The 21,193-nt window shown below is 39.6% G+C and carries 9 protein-coding genes and 1 pseudogene; all 10 read right to left on the bottom strand.

Annotated features, from left to right (window positions below):
- Window positions 1-420 precede the first annotated feature (420 nt).
- On the bottom strand, window positions 421-7,434 hold the full coding sequence (locus N1I80_RS03385) for an InlB B-repeat-containing protein (protein WP_340736553.1): 7,014 nt from the start codon (window positions 7,432-7,434) through the stop codon (window positions 421-423).
- A 179-nt stretch (window positions 7,435-7,613) separates the two neighbouring features.
- Window positions 7,614-8,306, bottom strand: a complete 693-nt coding sequence (locus tag N1I80_RS03380) for a response regulator transcription factor (protein ID WP_340736552.1) — start codon at window positions 8,304-8,306, stop codon at window positions 7,614-7,616.
- Window positions 8,303-10,465, bottom strand: a complete 2,163-nt coding sequence (locus tag N1I80_RS03375) for an ATP-binding protein (protein WP_340736551.1) — start codon at window positions 10,463-10,465, stop codon at window positions 8,303-8,305. Before N1I80_RS03375 ends, N1I80_RS03380 begins: the two co-directional genes overlap by 4 nt.
- Window positions 10,466-10,772: 307 nt before the next feature.
- Window positions 10,773-11,111: pseudogene (locus N1I80_RS03370) on the bottom strand (Fic family protein); the annotation flags it as partial.
- 297 nt (window positions 11,112-11,408) lie between these two features.
- A complete protein-coding gene (locus N1I80_RS03365; RefSeq protein WP_340736550.1) occupies window positions 11,409-13,091 on the bottom strand; it encodes an RNA-binding domain-containing protein in 1,683 nt (560 codons plus the stop codon).
- Between the two features lie 578 nt (window positions 13,092-13,669).
- The gene (locus N1I80_RS03360) at window positions 13,670-15,454 is read right to left on the bottom strand and encodes a WG repeat-containing protein (protein WP_340736549.1); all 1,785 of its coding nucleotides are present in this window, start codon (window positions 15,452-15,454) and stop codon (window positions 13,670-13,672) included.
- Window positions 15,455-16,306: 852 nt separating this feature from the next.
- Window positions 16,307-17,248: a hypothetical protein gene (locus N1I80_RS03355; protein ID WP_340736548.1), complete on the bottom strand. Its 942-nt coding sequence runs from the start codon at window positions 17,246-17,248 to the stop codon at window positions 16,307-16,309.
- 615 nt (window positions 17,249-17,863) lie between these two features.
- On the bottom strand, window positions 17,864-18,604 hold the full coding sequence (locus N1I80_RS03350) for an LEM-3-like GIY-YIG domain-containing protein (RefSeq protein WP_340736547.1): 741 nt from the start codon (window positions 18,602-18,604) through the stop codon (window positions 17,864-17,866).
- A 137-nt stretch (window positions 18,605-18,741) separates the two neighbouring features.
- Window positions 18,742-19,569, bottom strand: coding sequence for an exodeoxyribonuclease III (locus tag N1I80_RS03345; RefSeq protein ID WP_340736546.1), 828 nt, complete (start codon window positions 19,567-19,569; stop codon window positions 18,742-18,744).
- A 142-nt stretch (window positions 19,570-19,711) separates the two neighbouring features.
- Complete coding sequence (gene rlmD, locus N1I80_RS03340; RefSeq protein ID WP_340736545.1) at window positions 19,712-21,079, bottom strand: 23S rRNA (uracil(1939)-C(5))-methyltransferase RlmD; 1,368 nt, start codon at window positions 21,077-21,079, stop codon at window positions 19,712-19,714.
- Window positions 21,080-21,193: the final 114 nt, after the last annotated feature.

Here is a 21,193-nt window from a genome sequence, read left to right as displayed (position 1 = left end):
TAGAAACTCTATCATGCCCATTCCGCCTACAGAAGATTAAAAATTCTGGAAAAGGATTAAAACGACATTGAAAAAAACAGTGTCAAAGTGATGTTCAGCGCCAGTAAAGTAAAAACAGATTTCAATTCCGAATCTATAACCATTGAAAACATCGAAAAAGCAATTGAAGATTTGGGCTATCCAGTCATCAAGTCGAAAGTGAAAACTGCTTAAACAAATTCAAAAAGTACCAATGCGTTAAACAATCGTGAATGATTGACGCATTGGTACTTTTTATCTATCAAGGTGCCCGTCACCAAAACAAATACGTTTTTTCAAACAAACATGTTTGTTTGAACTTTCATGTTTGAATGAGTGAGAGGCACCACACACTACAGAAAAACGAATTGTTTTTCTTCACCTGCAAGTGATATTCTATTGTTACCTATTTGCCAAGCGACTCATATATGAATCCATTACAGGTGTAAAGGATGGTGCAACGACTTCAGCTTCTTCCGTCATCTGATTAGCCGTGAATGTGTCCATGAAACTGCTAAAAACTGTATTATCCGCAGGCTTCCATTGTGCTATTTCGTCACCACTTATCCATTTTGCGTATAATGTCATATTTGAATTTGCTCTACCACTCGTAAAAGTAAAGCGTGTTGTAAATTCTGGTTCCTTATACCAGCCATCAAAACCAAAGCCTAGTTTCACAGGTTGCTCGGGCTCAGCAACACGAGCTGCTACTGTGACGTACTGTGTTGCAACTTCCGAACCACCATTTGATTCGAATGTCACCACAGCTGATTGGACCCAATGACCCCATATTGTCGTATTACTCGTTATTGGCGTTGAGAAGTCAAAAGGGCTACCTTCTGGAGTTGTAGACCATTTATAAAGCCTCTGGTCTCCTACCATTATCGGAGTGTCTGGCGGAGATACCATATCCCCATCCGGTACCTCCACACGAATCACTTCAGAAAGATTTGAAGGATTTCTTACTCTGAATTGTACCGAATGTAGCTCTTTCCATTTGACATACAACGTGAGATCCGTTGTTACTTCTGTTGTAAAATCATAGGGAATTGTTAACCCTTCATCTGTATACCAACCACCAAATTTATGATCTGGTTTTGTTGGCTCAGTTGGCTCTATGACTGTTTCACCTTTTGAAACAGCCTGTGGGTTTACTACACCTAAACCATCATTATAATCAAAACCTACTGTAAATAGAGGTGTCCATTTTGCATACAAAGTGATATTATTTGTCACCAATGTATTGAAATGATATGGGCTTGTTAATGCACTATCACTATACCAGCCACCAAATTTATAACCTACCCATTCTGGTGCTAGAGGTTCTGTAACCTTTGCATTGAACTCCACTACTTGGTTACTAACTGCTGATCCACCATTACTATCAAAGCTAACCGTGAAAAGGGGGTCCCACTTTGCGTACAACGTAAGTTCTCCCCGCACTAGGGTATTAAAGTCATATCGATTCGTTAAGTTCAGGTCACTATGCCAACCTTTAAACGTATACCCTTCCCTTGTTGGCGCTGTAGGTACTTGAACTGTTCCTTCATGACGCACTGACTGACTATATATCTTCGTTCCGTCGCTGATAAAACTTACCTCGTATTTAGTCGGGAGAAACTCCGCAAACAAGTCATAATCTTGTGTAATTGGTGTTGTGAAGTTAAACGTTCGACCTGTTTGTTTGTGGCGCCAAAGTTGGAACGTAGAACCATATTTCACTGGTGGTTCAATTTCCTCTGCCAAGCCGCCTTTCTTCACGGCTTGTTGCCCGAGGTATCCATCATTCCAATTATAGAACCGAACTAGATATTCCTTGTTCTCATCAACCGTCCATTTCGCATAAAGCGTGATATTTCCCTTTACAATTTCGGTTGCGAAATCATACCCCTTTGTCAAATCTTTATCGCTAAACCAGCCTCCGAATACATATTCATCTCGCGTTGGTGACTTAGGTTCTTCAGATTTCATTCCTTCGTACACTGTTTGATCAGGTATCTCTGAACCACCATTGCTGTTGAAGTTCATCGTATAGCTGCGCATCCATTTTGCATACAACGTAAGGTCCGTCAACACTAGACGATTGAAATCGTATAATGATGTCAATTCCTCGTCCGTATACCAGCCGCCAAATGCATAATCAGCCTTTGTAGGCGGTGTTGGTTCACTTACCTTTACTCCATATTCCAGCATTTGGCTTGGTATTTCTTCTGCACCACCATTATTTACAAAGTTAATGGTAAATTGGTTTGTGTCCCATTTTGCTGTGTGTGTAACGTCCTGCGCCCCCATCGTTTCCGTCGGAAGAGGTTCCCAGCCGACAAATTGATGTCCTGGCCAACTAGGGGTTCCCAGGTGGAGTAAAGTTGTTGCTCCGTACGGTACATCCTTTACCTTTTGGGGTGTCTTTGCGTCATTATAATCAATTGTCATCTTATACGTATTTCGCTTAAAGTACGCCCTTAGGACAGTTGTACCATCTGCCGCTAGCACAGCCTCTAGTTCAGAATTTTTATTTGACTTATCAAACGTAAATCCTTCATACAATTTCAACTGATTTTCTGGCAATGTTACTTTTGTATTCGTTGTACCATAATATGTTTCCACGTCAGCCACTGTATACGTGTCGCTGTCTATATTTTGTTTCAAAAATACAACCTTATAGGGCATATCATCCCTTACAGTCCAATTTGCTGTGTAGATCGTATCTACTTTTGGCATCTTAACTGGAACTTCTGGTGTCCATTCAGTAAATTTATATCCTTCTCTTTTTGGTATTGGAATTTGAAGACCAATATTTTTACCAATGATATCATTTACTCGGATTTCTCGATCTGCACCATAGCCTAAATCAAAGACAGCTGTTCGTTTTATTGGTTCGTAGTAAATATTGGCGACGGCAGATCCCTCTCCATAAATAAAGACTTGGGCTTTACCATTTGAATATCCACTATCCTTATATTTATCAGAATTAATCTGAATCATCTCATCAGTCGTTCCTGTCCGTATTTCAGAGTGGTCTAGTATCGCCGGTTGTCCCTTGTTTGGATTCACCAAATAGTGATTCACTTTATATTTAGTATTCGTATTTGCAGTCCAACGGGCATATAAAATGCTTACAGCAGGTGTCATCTTCTTAGGAATATCCACCTTTTTACCGTCTTCCCCCTCACTTGTATACCATCCTTCAAATGTATAACCCGCACGTACTGGCACTCTATTTTTCACATTAATTGTTTCATTCAGTCTTGCGAACACCCTTTCTGAAAATGTATGTTTTCCTAGATTTAATTCGAGTGAAAGGGTATCCTTCTCACTTTTCACAAAATACATCGGAATCGTACGTTTAATTGGGTCTGACGTAAATGACAATGGTGCGCCTTTCCAAGTAATGACTAACATACCAGTGCCCGGTGAACTCCAATTCCTAATGACCCGGAGTAAATTTCCTATCGGTGTCGGGCTATATTCAAATTCCACTCCACTTACTTGAATGTCAAAGTATTTGGGATCATACACTTGTGTCGTGTCCTCACCTGTTTTCAAGTCAAACACTTTCATCTTAAAGAGGGAATCTGGCAACATAATCCCTGTCCTGTCCTCAGTAAAGAATAATTCAAAATCCCCTTCATCCTGTTGATAGGCAAAATCCTCCACATTTCCCTGCATCCCCGCCGTATACAGCGGCCACATATTCTCATACACGGGGATACTACCTTCAACGAACCCATCGCCTAATTGGGCTCCTATTTCCACTTCCAAATAGATACCTACTTCCACAAATAAGGCACCTAAAGATTGGGAGGATTCAATATTATTCTCATTTTTTAATTGATAGTAAAAATAGCCCCATAAATTGACATAAGCCCCTGGTTCTACAGAAAGTCCAACGCTATTTAAATCGACTGACAGCAGCCCGGCCTGGATGGACATATTGACCCCCGCTTTTAAGCCGAGCGTACCCATCACATAAAACGTGAACTGATAATCGCCATCTCCTGGTAACGGGACTGTATCGGTCGTTCCCCTGAAACTGAGTATATACAGCGATGCCGTGTATCGTTTCGCCGTCTTATAATTAAAATCGGCCCCTACTGTTAAATTGACCTTCGCTTTCACAACGAAGTTTGCTTCAAATTTCACTTCAATAAGACCTTTTAGGACACGTTTACTTTCTTCAAAAAGCGTTATTTCAATTAGAGTAGCCCAATCTGTGTCATTTTCTAGCATTTCCTGATAACGAGCCTTCATCGCCTTGATATCAACGTCGGTATCTTCTTGATCTTCCATTTGTGCTTTAATTTGGTCAGCAATATCCAAGACTTGACCTAATCTACCTGAAGTCTTTTCATCCACCCAATTATTTAAGGCTGCTTGTAACTTATCATGACTAACCGTCGCAATTTCAGCCGTAATATTGATGCCCGTATACGTATGCGTATCTAAATTCGTAGTCACAACATAATCATCGATGCTATACCAGTAAGGGGCGCCCAAAAACGTGAGCCAATGCCCTTGCATCTCTCCATTAATGCCCAAATCCAAACTAATTTCTTCAATGAATGAACCTGTCATATGAATGACGAGGCTACTGTCATCATCGATTTCAATGACAATGTCGGCGCCTATTTCAAGTGTCGCACTGACACCAGATGTTTTGCCATCGATATTGTTCAGTCTGTTCCCAAGCTTCGCGACAACAGACAGATTTTTTACTTCAACCTTACTACTTTCTCCTAACAACCCTCGCGATTGTAGCTTAAATTCATCTGTTTCTAAAGCCAAGGTAGATAGATAGTCGACGGATTCTTCAACAAATCCACTGTCTAATGCTTGTCGTTCGATTTGGCTTTCCAGCATCGTAATTTCCTCGGGTGCCAATAAGTCTTCCCCAGCAATCGCTTGTTGCTGATAAATATTGAAGCTATTTGTAATGTCGTCTATCGTAACAACGTCATACGTAATGACGTCCATTTCAGCCTTAGGCGTAATCGATGTGATGCGGCCGTAACTGACTACGCTTGAACCTTCTTTTGCAAATTCACCTTCATAAAAAGCGATAAAATCGCCCACATCGACGGTTGTGAGTTCACTTAATCCAATTTCCTTATACTTTTCATCGCTATAATTCATCGAGACATGCTCGATTGTGATAGAGTTGTTTGTTGGATCCTCGTCCGTATCAGCCGTATTGCTTACTGGCAAAACATCCGGTTTGAACAACACTTGATTTGGATCTGCATGTTTATACGTATAGTTACTACCGTCAACGGTTATGATTTGCACATATGCGACATCTCCATCAGCATCACCCGTCGTTGTCACTGTACGCTCGTCGGGGCGAATTCCTTGGTAAATCGCTACTGTATTACCAGCCTGCATATTCGTTGATCCAGTATATTTGAACGTTCCAGTTCGATCCTTCGCTGGTGTATTGCTAGAACCACTATCATCTACTGTTGTTGTAATCACTGGAACTGAAGGTGTATCCATCACCTGTCCATCCAGTTCCATATCCGCGACTTCACTAAATGGGATATAGATTAAATCTGGATTCAACGGGATATTCATCACTTCTTGTTTTTTTACACTAAACACATAGATGCGTGTCGTTGCATCTTTCCCTGCGAAGGACAAGTCGTCATTCGTCAACGTCAGTTCATACGTGTTTCCTTCTACAAATTTACTACTCTCTGCCGCAGAACTAACCATGAATTGACCGTTTGATCCTGTGACAGTAATATCCGCGGAATCAGGATTAGAAACATTCTTAAACGTCATTCCAGCTTGCACGTCTGCTACTGACAGTGTCCCAGTCGTATCCGTTACAGAAATGGTGTAGGTCGGATTAACGTCCAATGCCGTGTAACTAGGAATACTTTGCACAGCATTACTTACGCTATCAATATACTTTGCATATAACTTCGTATCAGCAGTAACTGTACTGCCATCCGCGAAGATAGCTGAAAGCTCGCTATCCATGAACCAGCCTTGGAAAATAGACCCGTCTTTTGCTGGAGAAGGTAGGCTTTTTACAACTTCATCCTGCCGTACTTTCTTATCCTTTACTGACGTACCTCCATTACTCTCGAACGTAATCGTATAGGTTGGTTTGTTGCCGTCAGGATTTCCGCCGTTGTCGCCGCCAGGATTTCCACTGTTGTCGCCGCCAGTATTTCCACCGTTGTCGCCTCCGGGAGTTCCACCGTTGTCGCCTCCGGGAGTTCCACCGTTGTCGCCTCCGGGATTTCCACCGTTGTCGCCTCCGGGAGTTCCACCGTTGTCGCCTCCAGGAGTTCCACCGTTGTCGCCTCCGGGAGTTCCACCGTTGTCGCCTCCAGGAGTTCCACCGTTGTCGCCTCCGGGAGTTCCACCGTTGTCGCCTCCGGGAGTTCCACCGTTATCGCCTCCGGGAGTTCCACCGTTATCGCCTCCGGGAGTTCCACCGTTGTCGCCTCCGGGAGTTCCACCGTTGTCGCCTCCGGGAGTTCCACCGTTGTCGCCTCCGGGAGTTCCACCGTTGTCGCCTCCGGGAGTTCCACCGTTGTCGCCTCCGGGATTTCCACCGTTGTCGCCGCCAGTGTTGCCGCCGTTATTGCCACCGGGTTTGCCGCCGGTGTTGCCACCAGGATTACTGCCGTTGTTGTTGCCACCAGGATTTCCGTCTGGTTTTGGTGTTGGCTTTATATTATCTTCTTGCTTTTGAATAATCCATGCTTGTACAACCTTATGAGAACGCATAAAGAAAGCTGCTGCTTGAGCACGAGTTGCTTTGGCTTTCGGATTAAAATTTCCCTTTTCGTCTCCACTGAATAAACCGGCTTGCCACAACTTGACGACTGCATCAACCGCCGAAGGAGAAATTTTGGCCAAATCTTTTGGTTTCGTAGTGATCGGTTTATCTCTTTCGTAAGGAATCTGATAGCTTTCGAAATATCGGAAAGTCATCAATGCCATTTGTTCTCTGTTAATAGGAGCATTTGGAGAAAATTTTCCGTCGCCCGTACCAACTGTAATCTTATTCTCAACTGCCCATGCTACATATGGCGCATACGATTTATCTAATTTCACGTCGGAAAAGGCAGAGGTTGAATACTCACTTACATCCACGCCTGCCATTCGTCCTAGTACTACCACAAAATTGGCCCGCGTCATCGTTCCCTGAGGGGAGAATTGGTCATCCCCTGTTCCTTTGAATAAGCCATTCTTTTCGACATAGTCGACTGCATCGTAGTACCAATTCGTTTGTTTAACATCTCGGAACTTAAACGTTTCGGCTGCTACCTTTTGCTGCACTGGTAATCCGGTTGCGGCCGCCTGTTGCACAGGTAATAAGGTAACTACCATACTGATAACTAGCAGTACCACCAAAAATTGTGATGTCAACTTCCTTACTTTTTTTCTCATATTTTTCATACTTATCTCTCCCTTCTAATTGCAGCTACACCTGTTTTGCTATGATACGATTCTCTTTTAATCTCCTAAAAAAAAATAAGACTACAATATCAACACAGCGAAAAATGTCGAATTGTAGTCTTATTTTATCATGCTAGATATGATCTTTTTGAATTGTAAAGAAAACTTTAAGTTTGTACTTACGATGTACTGTTTGCAACCAACATATATCCTTTTCCCCGAACCGTAATAATCCACCTAGGATCAGCTGGATCATCCTCAATTTTTTTACGTAGATTACTAATATGTACGGCGACCGTTCTCGTATCTTCTAGACTTTGCATTCCCCATATAGACTGAAATAACATGTCTACACTGAGTACACGATTAACGTTTTGCGCCATATAAGAAAGTAAACTAAACTCTTTTTTCGACAAAAATACGGTTCCACTACTTGTATTAACGGACTGTGCATGGAAATCTATTGTCAATCCATACAACTCCAACAATTGATTCCTTCTACCTATTGCCGTTCTACGAAGATGTGCCTTAATCTTCGCCATAAGTACGCCTGGACTGAATGGCTTGGTCACATAATCATCGCCGCCATAGGATAATGCATTAATTTTCACCTCGTCTGCCTCACAACTACTTAAAAATACGATAGGTACATTCGTATAACTGCGTGCCTCCGTACACCAATCTATCCCGTTTTCATTGCCCAGTAGTACATCTAGTACAATTAAATCTGGTTCGAAAGTTCTGACTAGTTCCAATGCTTCTACACCATTATAACTACAAGCGGATATGAAACCTTCTTTTTCACAATATACCTGTATAATTTCACAAATATGTGGGTCATCATCAACAATCATTATTTTAGGATTACTCACCACCCAGTCACTTTCCTTCCTTCATTTAATAGACAAGGGAGTGATACGTACAATGCCGCCCCTGTCTCGCCATCACTCTCAGCTCGAACTGCCCCACCATGCGCTTGTATAATTTCCCTACAAATTGCCAACCCAAGCCCACTGCCTTCCATTTCTCTCTTAGCACCCAGACGATGATACCTATAGTTACGTTCAAAAATTTGCTCAAGTTGATCTGAAGGTATACCCGTTCCAGAATCCTGTATACCAATGACTACATAATTTGCGTCATTCATCCTATCCTCAATTAATGTAATTCGTATCAGCCCTCCAGTAGGCGTAAATTTTAGTGCATTCGATAATAGATTAAATAAGGCTTGCTCTAATCGGTATGCGTCAGCTTCGATAATGGGGAAATTAGGTCCTTGGTCTTCCATATCACCTATATCTAATATGAAATCCACCCCTGCATCACGCACAACTAACTCATACTGTTCATAGAACCCACTCAAAAACTGAAGCACACTAACTGCTTCCATTCGATACGAAATTTGTCCCGTCTCTAAATGCGACAAGAAAGATAAATCCTCAATCATACGCGTAATCTTGATAGTGTTTTCTTGAATATACGTCAAGTATTGTTCATTGCGTTCCGGTCGAATCCCATCCTGCACAAGCTCGACATATCCAAGCATACTAGACAACGGCATACGTAGGTCATGCGTAATATAAGAAAGTAACTTCTTCCTTCCTTGCTCGGAATCCAACAAGCGATTATACGACGTTTGAAGTTCATCATGCGTGATAGATAAGGCATGTGTACGCTCTTGGACAGTTTTTTCTAAGTTCGTATTTAATTCGATTAACTGATGGTTGGCGTCTTGTAATTCACGCGTTACTTTTTCTTCATTCGCAGCTGTTTTTGTAAATCTTGAAGAAATCAGTATCATCTGTGCGCTAGTAAACACCAATAGACCAATAGGGGACGTATTACCGATTCGTGACCATTCGCTGTAATAAAGAAAATCATTGGCGATTGTCACTAAAGCAACGATCGATACCAACAGAAAAGTCAGTGCCCCTTCCGTCTCTTTCCTAGCCTCCCGAACCAAACCAATCATCAAATAGACCGTCAGTGAAACGACAACAATCCCGATGACGGTTAATAATTTTGTAAAGACAAGGGCAGGGGTCATCAAAATAATGACACATAATGTGCCCGTTACTAGCCGTACGCTACGATGAAACCAGCGCGACACGGTATTCGGAAAGATAATCTTCGCATACATCATAATCATGTAGCCGCCACTGGAAAGAATGAGGTATTCGATTTTGAACTGCACACCCCACGGAAAAGCAGGAAACAATTGTGTGAGTAAAAGCTCACCTACTAACAATGACCGAATACCGAACATTAAAGTAAATAGACCAAAATAGAGAGGAGCCTTATCTTTACGCCTTAATGTATATAATAATAAGTGATAAACACCAATGACAAGTAAACTTGCCGTCACAAACATTTCAGTCGCAATTTTCAAATGGGTGTTGGCTGTAATGATATCACTGCCACCCAACTCTATCGTTTTGGTCATACCGCCCCGTTTATGATGAAAATTGGCTACTTGTATAACTAGTTCCACAGTATCATTCTCGGGTTGGAAGAAAACCAACTTTGTTGCTAGATGCGGCCTGGCACTACTTCGATCCTGACCGACAACACCAACTTCTGACAGCAACTCACCATTCACCCATAACTTATATGAATGAAAGATGGTAGGTATCCGCAGTGCAAGCCTTTCATTCTGGTTATCCTCGCCAAGTTTGATAACCAATCGGTAAGTTGCAAATCCTGTGCCGTCTAGTTGTTTCCCATCGAGCCGATAGCCTAGCCAGGAGTTCGGAATACTAATCAAACGGCTACTAACCTCGTCTTTTGCTAAGTGATTATGTATATCCGTAGGCGACAGTAGTTCTCTCCAATAAAACTCCCATTCCCCTTGTATCTTTACTAAATTTTCCGAAACACGAACATTTGATAAATCTAATACACCTTTTTCACTTTGAAATTTTAGTGATTTTGCTGGAGAGACGATAGCATAGCTTACAACTAGGCCAACAACAAGGGCAGCAACTAAGCGTAGTAAAAATAATCTAGAGTCAGATTGAAAAATCCCCCTCATGTTAAAATGCCTCCCATTCACAAATAAGTGCGATAAATAACACGAATACATATATAAGAACACAATGGAACAGGTCCCTTGTGCACTTCAAGCATACCTACCTAAAAGATAAAACATATCGAAAACAAAACGACCCGCCTTGTTGCGCATTGTTAAGAGGCGTGGCGGGAACTGTTGAGTTTATCATAGCGGAACTGCTTTATAACTTCAAGATATTCAGATACCAACATGTGTCAGGAACACAGATGGGGTAGTCACCTTGTGTGCATCTTATCGGTGACTTGATTAATTTTGTCGTTTTGCAATGCTATATTTCCGGATAAAAGTAATCTACCATCCCCTCATATCGATCCTGTGAAGATAAACATATATCTAATAAGGAGCCTTTTCCCGATTTATATTCGCTAAGGCCACGGTAATAAAATAACTTATGCTCATGGTCAATAATAAATGGGAGGATGTCATGCTTTAGGCACTCTTTAAACATAATCATTCGCCCTACGCGTCCATTTCCATCCTGAAAGGGGTGTATACTTTCATACCGGTAATGAAAATCAACAATATCTTCAATAGTAATCGTAGCTTTTGCATGATAGTCGGCAATAAGTTTTTTCATTTCATTACTGACCTCTGCTGGGAGCGTTGTTTCATGAAATCCTGCTCCTTTCTATCGAATGTATGAGTGACTGGCACAAAGAACTCAATGATTGATAGTTTTCGGAAAGTGTGTACACCGTAATAATTCAAATCTCCAACCATAAAAAAGGTACTGGAACAGTTCGGAATTACGTGAGTAGTTTTTTAAAATTGGATCATTTTAGAAGCTAATACTTTTTTAATTCGAATTTTGTCCGCATTTTGTCCGGATTCTTGTACCCATTCGATCATTTGTCCGGATTTGTCCGGATTTGTCCGCATTTTGTCCCCATTTTGTCCCCATTATTTACTTTTCCAAAACATATTTCGTTGCCGGACCTTTTCCAGTAACAATGACACCGTCAGTCTCCATTTCTTTTATGAGACGCTGAACTTGTTTACTTGTCAAACCTGTTAGTTGACGTATTTCTTTATTGCTCAAATTACGTGTCTTTAAGATTGTCAATATCCTAATTTTCATAGCTTCCCTATCCAACAATTGTTGTCGTTCGTAACGCATATTATCTTCCATCAATTCATACGCTCTTCGGGACAATGTGTAATACCTACCACGACCGCTACCAATCGAATCCAACAGATTGAAATCACCGGACATGACACTCAATAGCTCACGTGCTTGTTCTGGACTCCTTTGAGAAACTTCGGCAGCAGTTGAAACATCAATTTGTTCATGTCTAATCAAGTATTGAAGGATTAGCAAATGATCCACATCTACATAGTTTCCTTCATCAACAACTTGTTTAATCAGATTGATGAACCCTTCTTTTAGCGGGGAAGCAACAAACGTCAACTCGATGTTTGCACCAACTTCCCGATAAGAAGGTGGTTCTTTCCCTTCCATCAATAAGGAACTAAAGATTCGTGAAACGCCCAAATTGGACCTATTCACTAATTTTAATCGATCCAATAAATCCATCAAATGATCGTTTCGGGCGACTGGCGGATGATGAAGGATATTTTTAGGCGTAATTCCACCGATGAATACACCAGGGTTAGTCAAAATAAGTTTATCTCGATATTGTTTTAGCAACATAGTTCCATTCATTCTGTAATCCCGATGGCCAAATGCGTTCAATAGGGCTTCCCTTAGTGCAATTGTCGGGTAAGTGCTGAACTCTGGATGAACTAGGCCTGATTCAACCGTAACCACTGGATTATCAACAGCGATATACCGTTCAAGCTCATGTAAAGCAATGGGTATAGCCTCTGTCCCATCGTGCCTATGAGTATAATCCATATCACTTATCATCTTCCGGAAAGACCATTTATGTTGCGGCACAAATTGGGCTATACTTTCCGATTTCCCCACCAGTAACAAGGAACCCTTTGTAAGGTATTCTCCCTTGAATGCACCGATAGAACGAAGAAGTTCCTCATCTTCCATCGCAAGAAGCCTAGGATCGACCCGTTCCCTTTGCATAATTTCACGTATCCGTTCCATCGCAGATGGAGAAAAATGCTTTTTCCAATCCTCGAATATGACCTCAGCAGTAAAATCCATTTGACCTGAAGAATCCATCATTTTTCTTCTCAGTTCGCCTGTAAATGGAACACAATCCTTGCCCAAACGAATAGATGCAGATCCATCTGAAGTCGTGTATGGAGGCATACCAGGATAGACGTGCATGATGAGAAGCTGCTTCTCGTGATAGACTAACTTTTCAAAAACAGGTGTGAGATGCGGACTTGTCCGTTCATAAATTCTTTTTTGGAAATCATCCGCTGGCAATCCTTCTGGGACACCTACAATAGAATAATCCTTACCTTTTACTTTGTCAGCAACGCCAAAAACAACACTCCCACCTCCACCATTGGCCATACAAACAGCATACGTAATCATCTTCTTGATGTTTTCTTCACTGCTTCTTTCATTCCATTGTTTAAAATCTAAATCCTGCGATTCAAAATCATCCGCAATATGATTATCCAGTCGATCTAGCAAATCGAGTATATCTTCTGTATTTTTCAAAAATCCCCCTCCATTCTTGAATAAAGAACCAATCTAGCAGAAAAAAAATCATATTTACACCATTAGATATTTCCCTTTACTTCCCTAATTTAAATATCCGATACTTTTCTTCACTCTCCATATATAGTATAGCCATTTAAATAATAAATTGCATAAACTACTCAATAAAAAAAGGTGAAGAATCAAGTTAAAATCGATTCTTCACCAGCTATTCAATACATTAATCCAAATCTCCAACCAAGCCACGCAACTCCACATGCGTGGACTGCTGGCCATAGACAAATAATGAGACTTGCGTGTATTCACCTACACCTTATCAAGTTAATTCTCATTTCAAATTAGAACTCATATCGATTGGTATATGAGTTTTTTGTATTTGTGAGGGTTCTTACCCAATTGAGAGATGTATTTCGTTTTAAAAGGTGATGATATTCTTTTATCATCCCTTCTGATAATTTTTCATCCGCATGAACAAGCATATAGTCAAAGTCTATTATGGATTATATAGCTAAAAAAATTGTAGATAGAAGAACTAAATTCCTCCACCTACAACTTTGTGTTAATAATTTTCCACTTTACTACTTAATCTTAAATTGAGCCTTCAATCCTTTATCTAGCCTTTTTCCATCAATAGATCGTACAGTATCTTCAATGATTATCCAATAATCTTCACCCGTTTTAAAACTTCCATTATTTCTCAATAGTATAGAACCATAGATCCCACTATTTTCAGTTTTTGAATGAATAAAATCTAATTTATTATTATCTTTATCAATAATATATACACTTAAATCATCCACCGTATTTTCATCAACATTCATATTTAATTTGATTGTCCAACTATGATTTATTGAATCATGTCCTAATAGATCATCCCATATTTTATATCCTTCATAAGGGTCAGGTTCTGATGTTGATTCCCTTACTATTACTTCACTCGTAGCTGTATATTTTCCATCTTCTGTTGTAACAGTTATGGTTGTTTCTCCTATTGATTGTGCTGTTACTTTACCATAGGCATCTACCACTGCTACTTCTTCATTGCTACTTGACCAAGTTAAATTTTTATTTGTTGCATCAATTGGAGAGACCGTTGCTAGTAATTTTGCCGCTTCTCCTTCTTCTAGCTCTAATTCTGTATGATCTAAACTTACTCCCGTTATTTCTGTAATTTTTTCAGTATAGTTGATTTTACCAATTCCGAATTTATTATTTTCTTTTATAACAATATATTCCCCTGGGCTGTATACTATATGCTGAACTTCACCACTTTCTTCATCCACTTCTTCAACAAAATAGGCGTCTACTGGTATAGTTTCTGAACCTTTTACCTTGTTCCCCTGCTTATCAATAATATATGCCGTCTTTCCTTGGCGAACGACAGCTAGTCCATTAACAAATGCAGAAGCATCATCAAATTGTGGTTTAATGACTTCATTTCCATGTATATCAATAAAACCAAACTTTCCATTCTTTGAGAATGCAGCAACGCCCTCACTAAATGCTCTTAATTGTTCATATTTAAAAGGAAGTATCGTCTCACCCTCTTTGTTTACGGCTCCCCACTTTCCTTCTGAATTCATTAAACTAGCTAATGAGTAATCAGTAAATACCTGATTTGATTTACGGATGTCACGAATATGAAAATCATAAAATTTCGAGCCTGACCATAGTGTGCCGTCTTTCTTTAAAAAGCTCCAATAATGTCCATTTTTATCTTTCGGATCTTCAAAGCGGACAGGTGCCATCCCTTGGTTAAACGGACGTGCGCCTCTAAATCCAAGTTCTTCGTATAAGATCACATATTCTTCGTCTAAAGTTCTATAATAATTATACTTTGCTAGAGTTCCTTCTGTTGGCAAAAATGCAGAATCATCGAAAGCCTGACCATATTCATCAAAAACAAATCTCCCATTAGGAGTATCTGCCGGGACTAGAATGTATCCGTTGTAAAAAGTCGTATCATAAATCTCCACGTCAAAATAATCGTGATCCCTATTTCCATATTTTAACTGTATAGACTTGTTATCCGGTGTAATAATATAATAATAACGTCTGACATAACCATCTTCTTTTATATGTTTTTCAACTAAAGCCTTTCCTTCTGAAAAGCTATGTGCATGATCATACTGGAAATCAATTACAACTTCCCCGAACTCATTAATGTATCCCCACTTATTACCACGTTTTACTGCAGCTAACCCTTCTGAAAAAGTTCTTCCATCTTCATATGTAGGTGTAATGATTTCAGTATAAGAAAATTCACCTGCTTCTGTATCTGCATATGCATTGAATGGCATTACGGTAATAATTAATGTCATTGCTAAAATCATTGTTAAAAACTTTCTAAAATTATTTTCCACTTCATATCGCCCCCTATTTTTTATTTACTTCTTGCTCCACCACTTCTACTGCATACTTTTATTCTATTAGATTTTCTTAACAAGATAACCACTTATAGTATACCACTATCTTCAAACTTACTAAATATTATACTATTTAATAAATTCACTTTTTATATTACTGTTAAAATAACTAGTCTTATATCAAGCCACGCCTGTTGATTTACCAAAAAGTAACTTAATCAAACACTATGCGCGTTGTGTACAGTTCTTTTGGTTCGCTGTGGATTGAATGACTTCTATACCATTACCGGGCTGTTTTTATGTATAGGGATGCGACTTCGCCGCATCCCTATACATTTTTCCGGTAATTGTATGGTGGCCGTTCATCCGTCGCTCTCCAAAAACACTTATACACAAAGCGCTAATGCTTTTAGGGAAGAAAGAATAGCTGGCTTTTTACGTGGATAAAGCCGCCAAAGATACAATTTTGGCAGCCGAAGCTTTTACCATGGTCCTTCCCACTATTACTTTAGGAAGTGTCACATTCTTATAAAACTTGCTAAAAGTAAAATGGAGTACCTTATACAAAGTGCAAGAGTGCCCGAAATTGCATTTTCGGGCACTTACACCCTTATAGAAAGTCATCTATTCTTTTCCTTCCAAACAACTGCATTTTTCACTTGAACGTTGTAGGTACGCGACAGGCAAGTATTCGCAATAAGATGACACATCTACTTCTACAGTAATCATGTCGTGAATAGTTAGCCGAAAGCGAACCGGAAATGCGCCAGTGAAAATGGAGGTTTTCAAGCCTTTTTCACCGGTATATTATGCAAGTAAATGGTTAATCAACAGATGTGATATCAAGCACTATCTATTTGCATACCACAAGAAATGATCAAACTTTCTTCTTCTAAAAGGAATGTGAATATTGTGTTCATCAAGTAATTTACCTACACATTCATTAAATGATTTATAATCAAGATTAACTCGCCACTTATCAATCCTACTAACAGTTAGGCCAGGAATATAATATGGAAGTGTGTTTTTAACGATTCCATCAAATATGGAATAATCATCTCTTCCATAAACCTCTACGTTATGATATGTACAATACTTGGATGCGAACGAAAACATATTAACTGCACCAATGTTTCTCGCAATAATATTTACAAGTTCAGGATCTCCCTTTTCCAAACGTTTATCAAAATCAGGAATCTCCAAAATCAATTTAGCCAGGTCATATAAAGATAACTTGCTCTTATATTGAGATAGATGGGTTGAATTTGTCACATCTATTACCGCAATCTTCATCGCAATAGTATTTAAGTCATTATGAAAAGGAAATGCATTTAATACATCGTGTATTATCAGACCTTCTTTGCCATAATTAGAACTTGCCCCTACAAACCTATGTTGTTCCTCAATGTTTTTTTCAGTTATAGGTAAGTACTTCTGTTCTGTCTTTTTAATCTTTTCTTGTTTTGGCAAAAACGGCTCAGACCTTACATCAGAAGCTAAGAATAAACGAAACCTTCTTAGATGAGACAAGTAGCTACTAACCAGTGATTTAACGTTACCGGTCGAATTCTCAGAAAGAGCCTGTAATAATGTATTCTTTGCCTCGCTCTCAAAATCAGTAGCAGTCACTGTATTCCAGAACAGATCTTTGCTCCCTTTTCTCCAAAGATAGAAGGAATCAGCGTAAGCAGTGCTGATTGTTGTTTTTGCGTAATCCTGGCTATGAAGGAAGCTCTTATATAAAGCACGTAACTCCTCAAAAGATAAAGCTTTCACTTTGTTTATATCCAATGTTGAACCTCCTTTACACAATCGAATATACTCATCCTATTATTAGTACCAGTCACCCAAACAAACACGTTAAATTTGTAAATTCAAACTATCAAGTTTGTTCGAACTTTCATGATTGCATGATTGACAGGCACGCGAAAACACAGCTGCTTAATTTTTAAAAATGTAGATTTTGATATAGGAGCAGTCTAAGCTTTTGAAAAAGGTGATTTATGAAATTGATTCAATGTATATATATTTGAATAGTGGCGTAAACTTTGTTATAATACAGCATACATTAAAAGTAAGCAACACTTTACAGACCACGCTATTGTAGTCTGTAAAGTGTTGTGAAATGTGCACTATTGACCACGCCTTTGTAGTCTGTAGTGGCATTGTTACTTTAATGTATGCTTACTTTGTGGAATTTTTCACGAATAATCTAGGTCAACGCTCAACTTGTGTCGTCTAGGACACGAGTTTTTTCTATGTTTTCTTATTATTTATTGGTGACAGTCACTTAAACAAACACGTTATATTCGTAAGTTCAAACTATCATGTTTGTTTGAACTTTTATCATTGTATGAGTGACTGGCACCCGAAAAAAATTTATCTAAAAGGCTGATGAATTTCGTTCTAATTCTCTATTATATTTACGTATTTAATAGGGTTCTGAGCGCTTCTTGAATGATAATGCTCAACTGACTTTCTTATGTATTTGGATCGTATTGATTCCTCTGCTTTTTTACCGACAAATTCCCATCGTTTTTTGTCTTCATCGAGAGAACCTCTTGTATTGAATGTGCTTCCTGCTTGAAACCAAGCAATGACCTCATAGACTTCATGCACAATCCCGTCGAATACAGCTAAAGCGTATTTTGCCTTTTCCCTATTTTCTCCTATTTTCCAAACTCCTCTTGTTGCATCATAAAGTTCAATATCAGTCATGTCATAACGGAATAAACGATTTATCCGAATTAGGATAGCGGGTTCATCTATATAAACTTTCTCTCTTTCATAATGCGATATTAATTGATTAACTTCTACCCTTCCAAAAATACCACTTTGCCATCCTCGCACTCTATTTGTTAATTTCTCTTTTCCAATTAAATCAATAATCGCTGCCTCAACCTTCAATGAGGTATGCTCATCTTCCAAGCCATGGATCAGCATTTCAATTTTCGGCTCTTGTCCTCGATCCAAAATACGGCTGATAAATCGGCTCTTTTCTGTATCGTCAGTGTCAGTTAAATGGGAAAACACTCTATTTCCAATACCTTTTCCAACATAAAATATTTCATCAGTTTCTGGGTCAGAGTAGATATAAACATAGTACTTTAATTTATTAATAACCTCTTTAGAGAATTGTTTTATCATGGTCTCCCTCCCTTTTGTGGTTCTGAACAAGTCTGTTGGCAAGTTTATTGGTGCCAGTCACTCGAACAAACACGTTAGTTAAATTCATAAGTTTAAACCTTCATGATTGTATGAGTGACTAGCACCGGAAAACAAAACTACAAATCTATTTCAAACAATAGTGGCGTATGATCTTGTCTTGGACCTGAATCAATCATTTCAGATTTAAGTACTTTATCTGCTATGCGATCACTCACTAGCCAGTAATCAATTCTCCAGCCAGAATTATTAATTTTACTTGTTTTAGCACGCTGAGCCCACCAAGAATAAATACCTGTCACATCACCGTGGATGTAGCGAAAAGTATCTGTAAATCCTTTTGCTAAAAGATTTGTGAAACCTTGCCGTTCTTCATCCGTAAAGCCAGCTGAACGACGGTTATTTTCGGGGTGGGCCAAGTCTATTTTTTTATGCGCTACATTAAAATCTCCTGTTGCAATAACCTGCTTTTCTTTATCTAAACCTGCTAGATAATCAGCATATTTTATATCCCAAATTTGTCGTTCTTCTAAACGCTTCAAACCATCGCCTGCATTCGGTGTATAAACTTGTGTTAAATAGAAATGATCAAATTCTAATGTGATCATACGACCTTCCTCATCCATGGTGCTTGGTGCTCCGATCCTTGGGAAGGTGACGGAAGGTGTCAGGTGATTTTTATATAAAAACATCGTACCCGCATAACTCTTACGTGCGGGTTCTACTGAACTATTCCAAACGATTTCATAATCAGGAAACCTATCCCTAAGAATCTCCAAATGCTTTTTAGTAGGACCATTACTCGATAATTTTGTTTCCTGTATGGCAATAACTTCTGGGTTATTTTCAATAATCGTATTTAAGACTGCTTGAGACAATAAAGCACGTGCTGAATCACTCGTTAATGCCGCATTTAGCGAATCAATATTCCATGAAATTAACTTCAATACCTTTCCTCCTCGTAATTTATTGGTGCCAGCCACTTAAACAAACACGTTAAATTCGTAAGTTCAAACTATCATGTTTGTTTGAACTTTCGTGATTGCATGAGTGACAGGCACGCGAAACTTTGTAGATTGGGCGTTTTAACTAGCCCTCGTAATCCATGTAGCAAACAACTTCAACATGACTCGAGTGCGGGAACATATCCACCGGCTGCACTTCCTGCGTACGATAACCACCATCTTCAAGTATCCGCAAATCCCGTGCAAGCGTCCCTGGATTACACGAAACATAAACCACACGCTTCGGCTTATACTCTAAAATCGTGTTCAACAGTTCTTCATCACAGCCTTTACGCGGTGGATCGACGACTAATACATCGAATCGCTTGCCGTCTGCATACCATTTTGGAATGACGACTTCTGCTGCCCCTGCTTCAAAATAAGCATTGTCGATACCATTCAATTCTGCATTGCGTTTAGCGTCTTCAATCGCTTGTGGAACGATTTCAACACCGTACACTTCTTTCGCTTGTTGTGCGATGAATAAAGAAATTGTACCAATACCACAATAGGCATCAATGACAGACTCATTCCCTGTCAATTGTGTATAGTCGAGTGCTTGTCCGTATAATACTTCCGTTTGTTCTGGGTTCACTTGGTAGAAAGAACGTGCGGATATTTCAAAATCGATGTTGCCGATTGAATCCACGATGACTGATTTGCCGTGTAATAAAATCGTTTCATCACCGAAAATGACATTTGTTTTCTGATCGTTGACGTTTTGCATAATAGACGTCACATCTGGAATAACGCGTTTAATCAGTTCAATAGCTGCATCTTTTTGTGTGAATTTCTTTTTGCGTGTGACTAAAACGACCATCACTTCACCTGTTGCTCGCCCTTTGCGGACGATTAAATGCCTGAGCATTCCGAGATGATTTCTTTCATCATAAGCATCCATGCCCATTGCATGTAACTCATATTTCAACATAGCCATCAGGTCATCTGCTTCGTGACTTTGGATGAGGCAGATGTCTGTATCGACGATGTGATGTGTACGTGATTTGTAAAAGCCGGAAACGACTTTGCCATCGCGTTCACTGAAAGGTATTTGTGATTTATTGCGGTAGCGCCATGGATCGTCCATTCCTTTGACAGGATGAACAGGTACATGTGGTAGCTTCGCAACCCGGTCCATGACGTCACGCACGGTTTTGCGTTTTTGTACGAGCTGTCCCTCGTAGGACAAATGCTGCATTTGACAGCCGCCGCATTCCGAGAATACATGACAAGGAGGTTCAACACGATCTGGTGATGCTTTTGTCACCTTTAACAATCGTGCAAAGCCATAGTTTTTCAACGTTTTGCCCACTTGGATTGTCACTTCTTCACCAGGTAACGCACCCGGGATGAATAGCGGATAGCCATCTACTTTCGCAACGCCCGAGCCGTCATGCGTCAAATCCTCTACAAAAACATTCAATTTTTCATTTCGATTTACACTAAAAGACATTCGTTTTTCCTCCACATTTCAGATGTCTTTAGTTTACCATGCAAAAGGCGAAAAAGCAGAGGCATCAGACTTTTTCGCACCTCTCACGAGCAATCAAAGTGATTTGGGTCGCTG

The organism is Sporosarcina sp. FSL K6-3457 (assembly GCF_038007285.1).
Classification (GTDB): domain Bacteria; phylum Bacillota; class Bacilli; order Bacillales_A; family Planococcaceae; genus Sporosarcina.
Note: the sequence above shows the minus strand (reverse complement) of the source record. Positions and strands in the feature narration are given on the sequence as shown.

Excerpts from the sequence above, each read along its gene's own strand:
- rlmD (WP_340736545.1), bottom strand. The coding sequence starts at position 21,079 with ATGTCTTTTAGTGTAAATCGAAATGAAAAATTGAATGTTTTTGTAGAG.
- N1I80_RS03375 (WP_340736551.1), bottom strand. The coding sequence starts at position 10,465 with ATGAGGGGGATTTTTCAATCTGACTCTAGATTATTTTTACTACGCTTA.
- N1I80_RS03385 (WP_340736553.1), bottom strand. The coding sequence starts at position 7,434 with ATGAAAAATATGAGAAAAAAAGTAAGGAAGTTGACATCACAATTTTTG.
- N1I80_RS03350 (WP_340736547.1), bottom strand. The coding sequence starts at position 18,604 with ATGATAAAACAATTCTCTAAAGAGGTTATTAATAAATTAAAGTACTAT.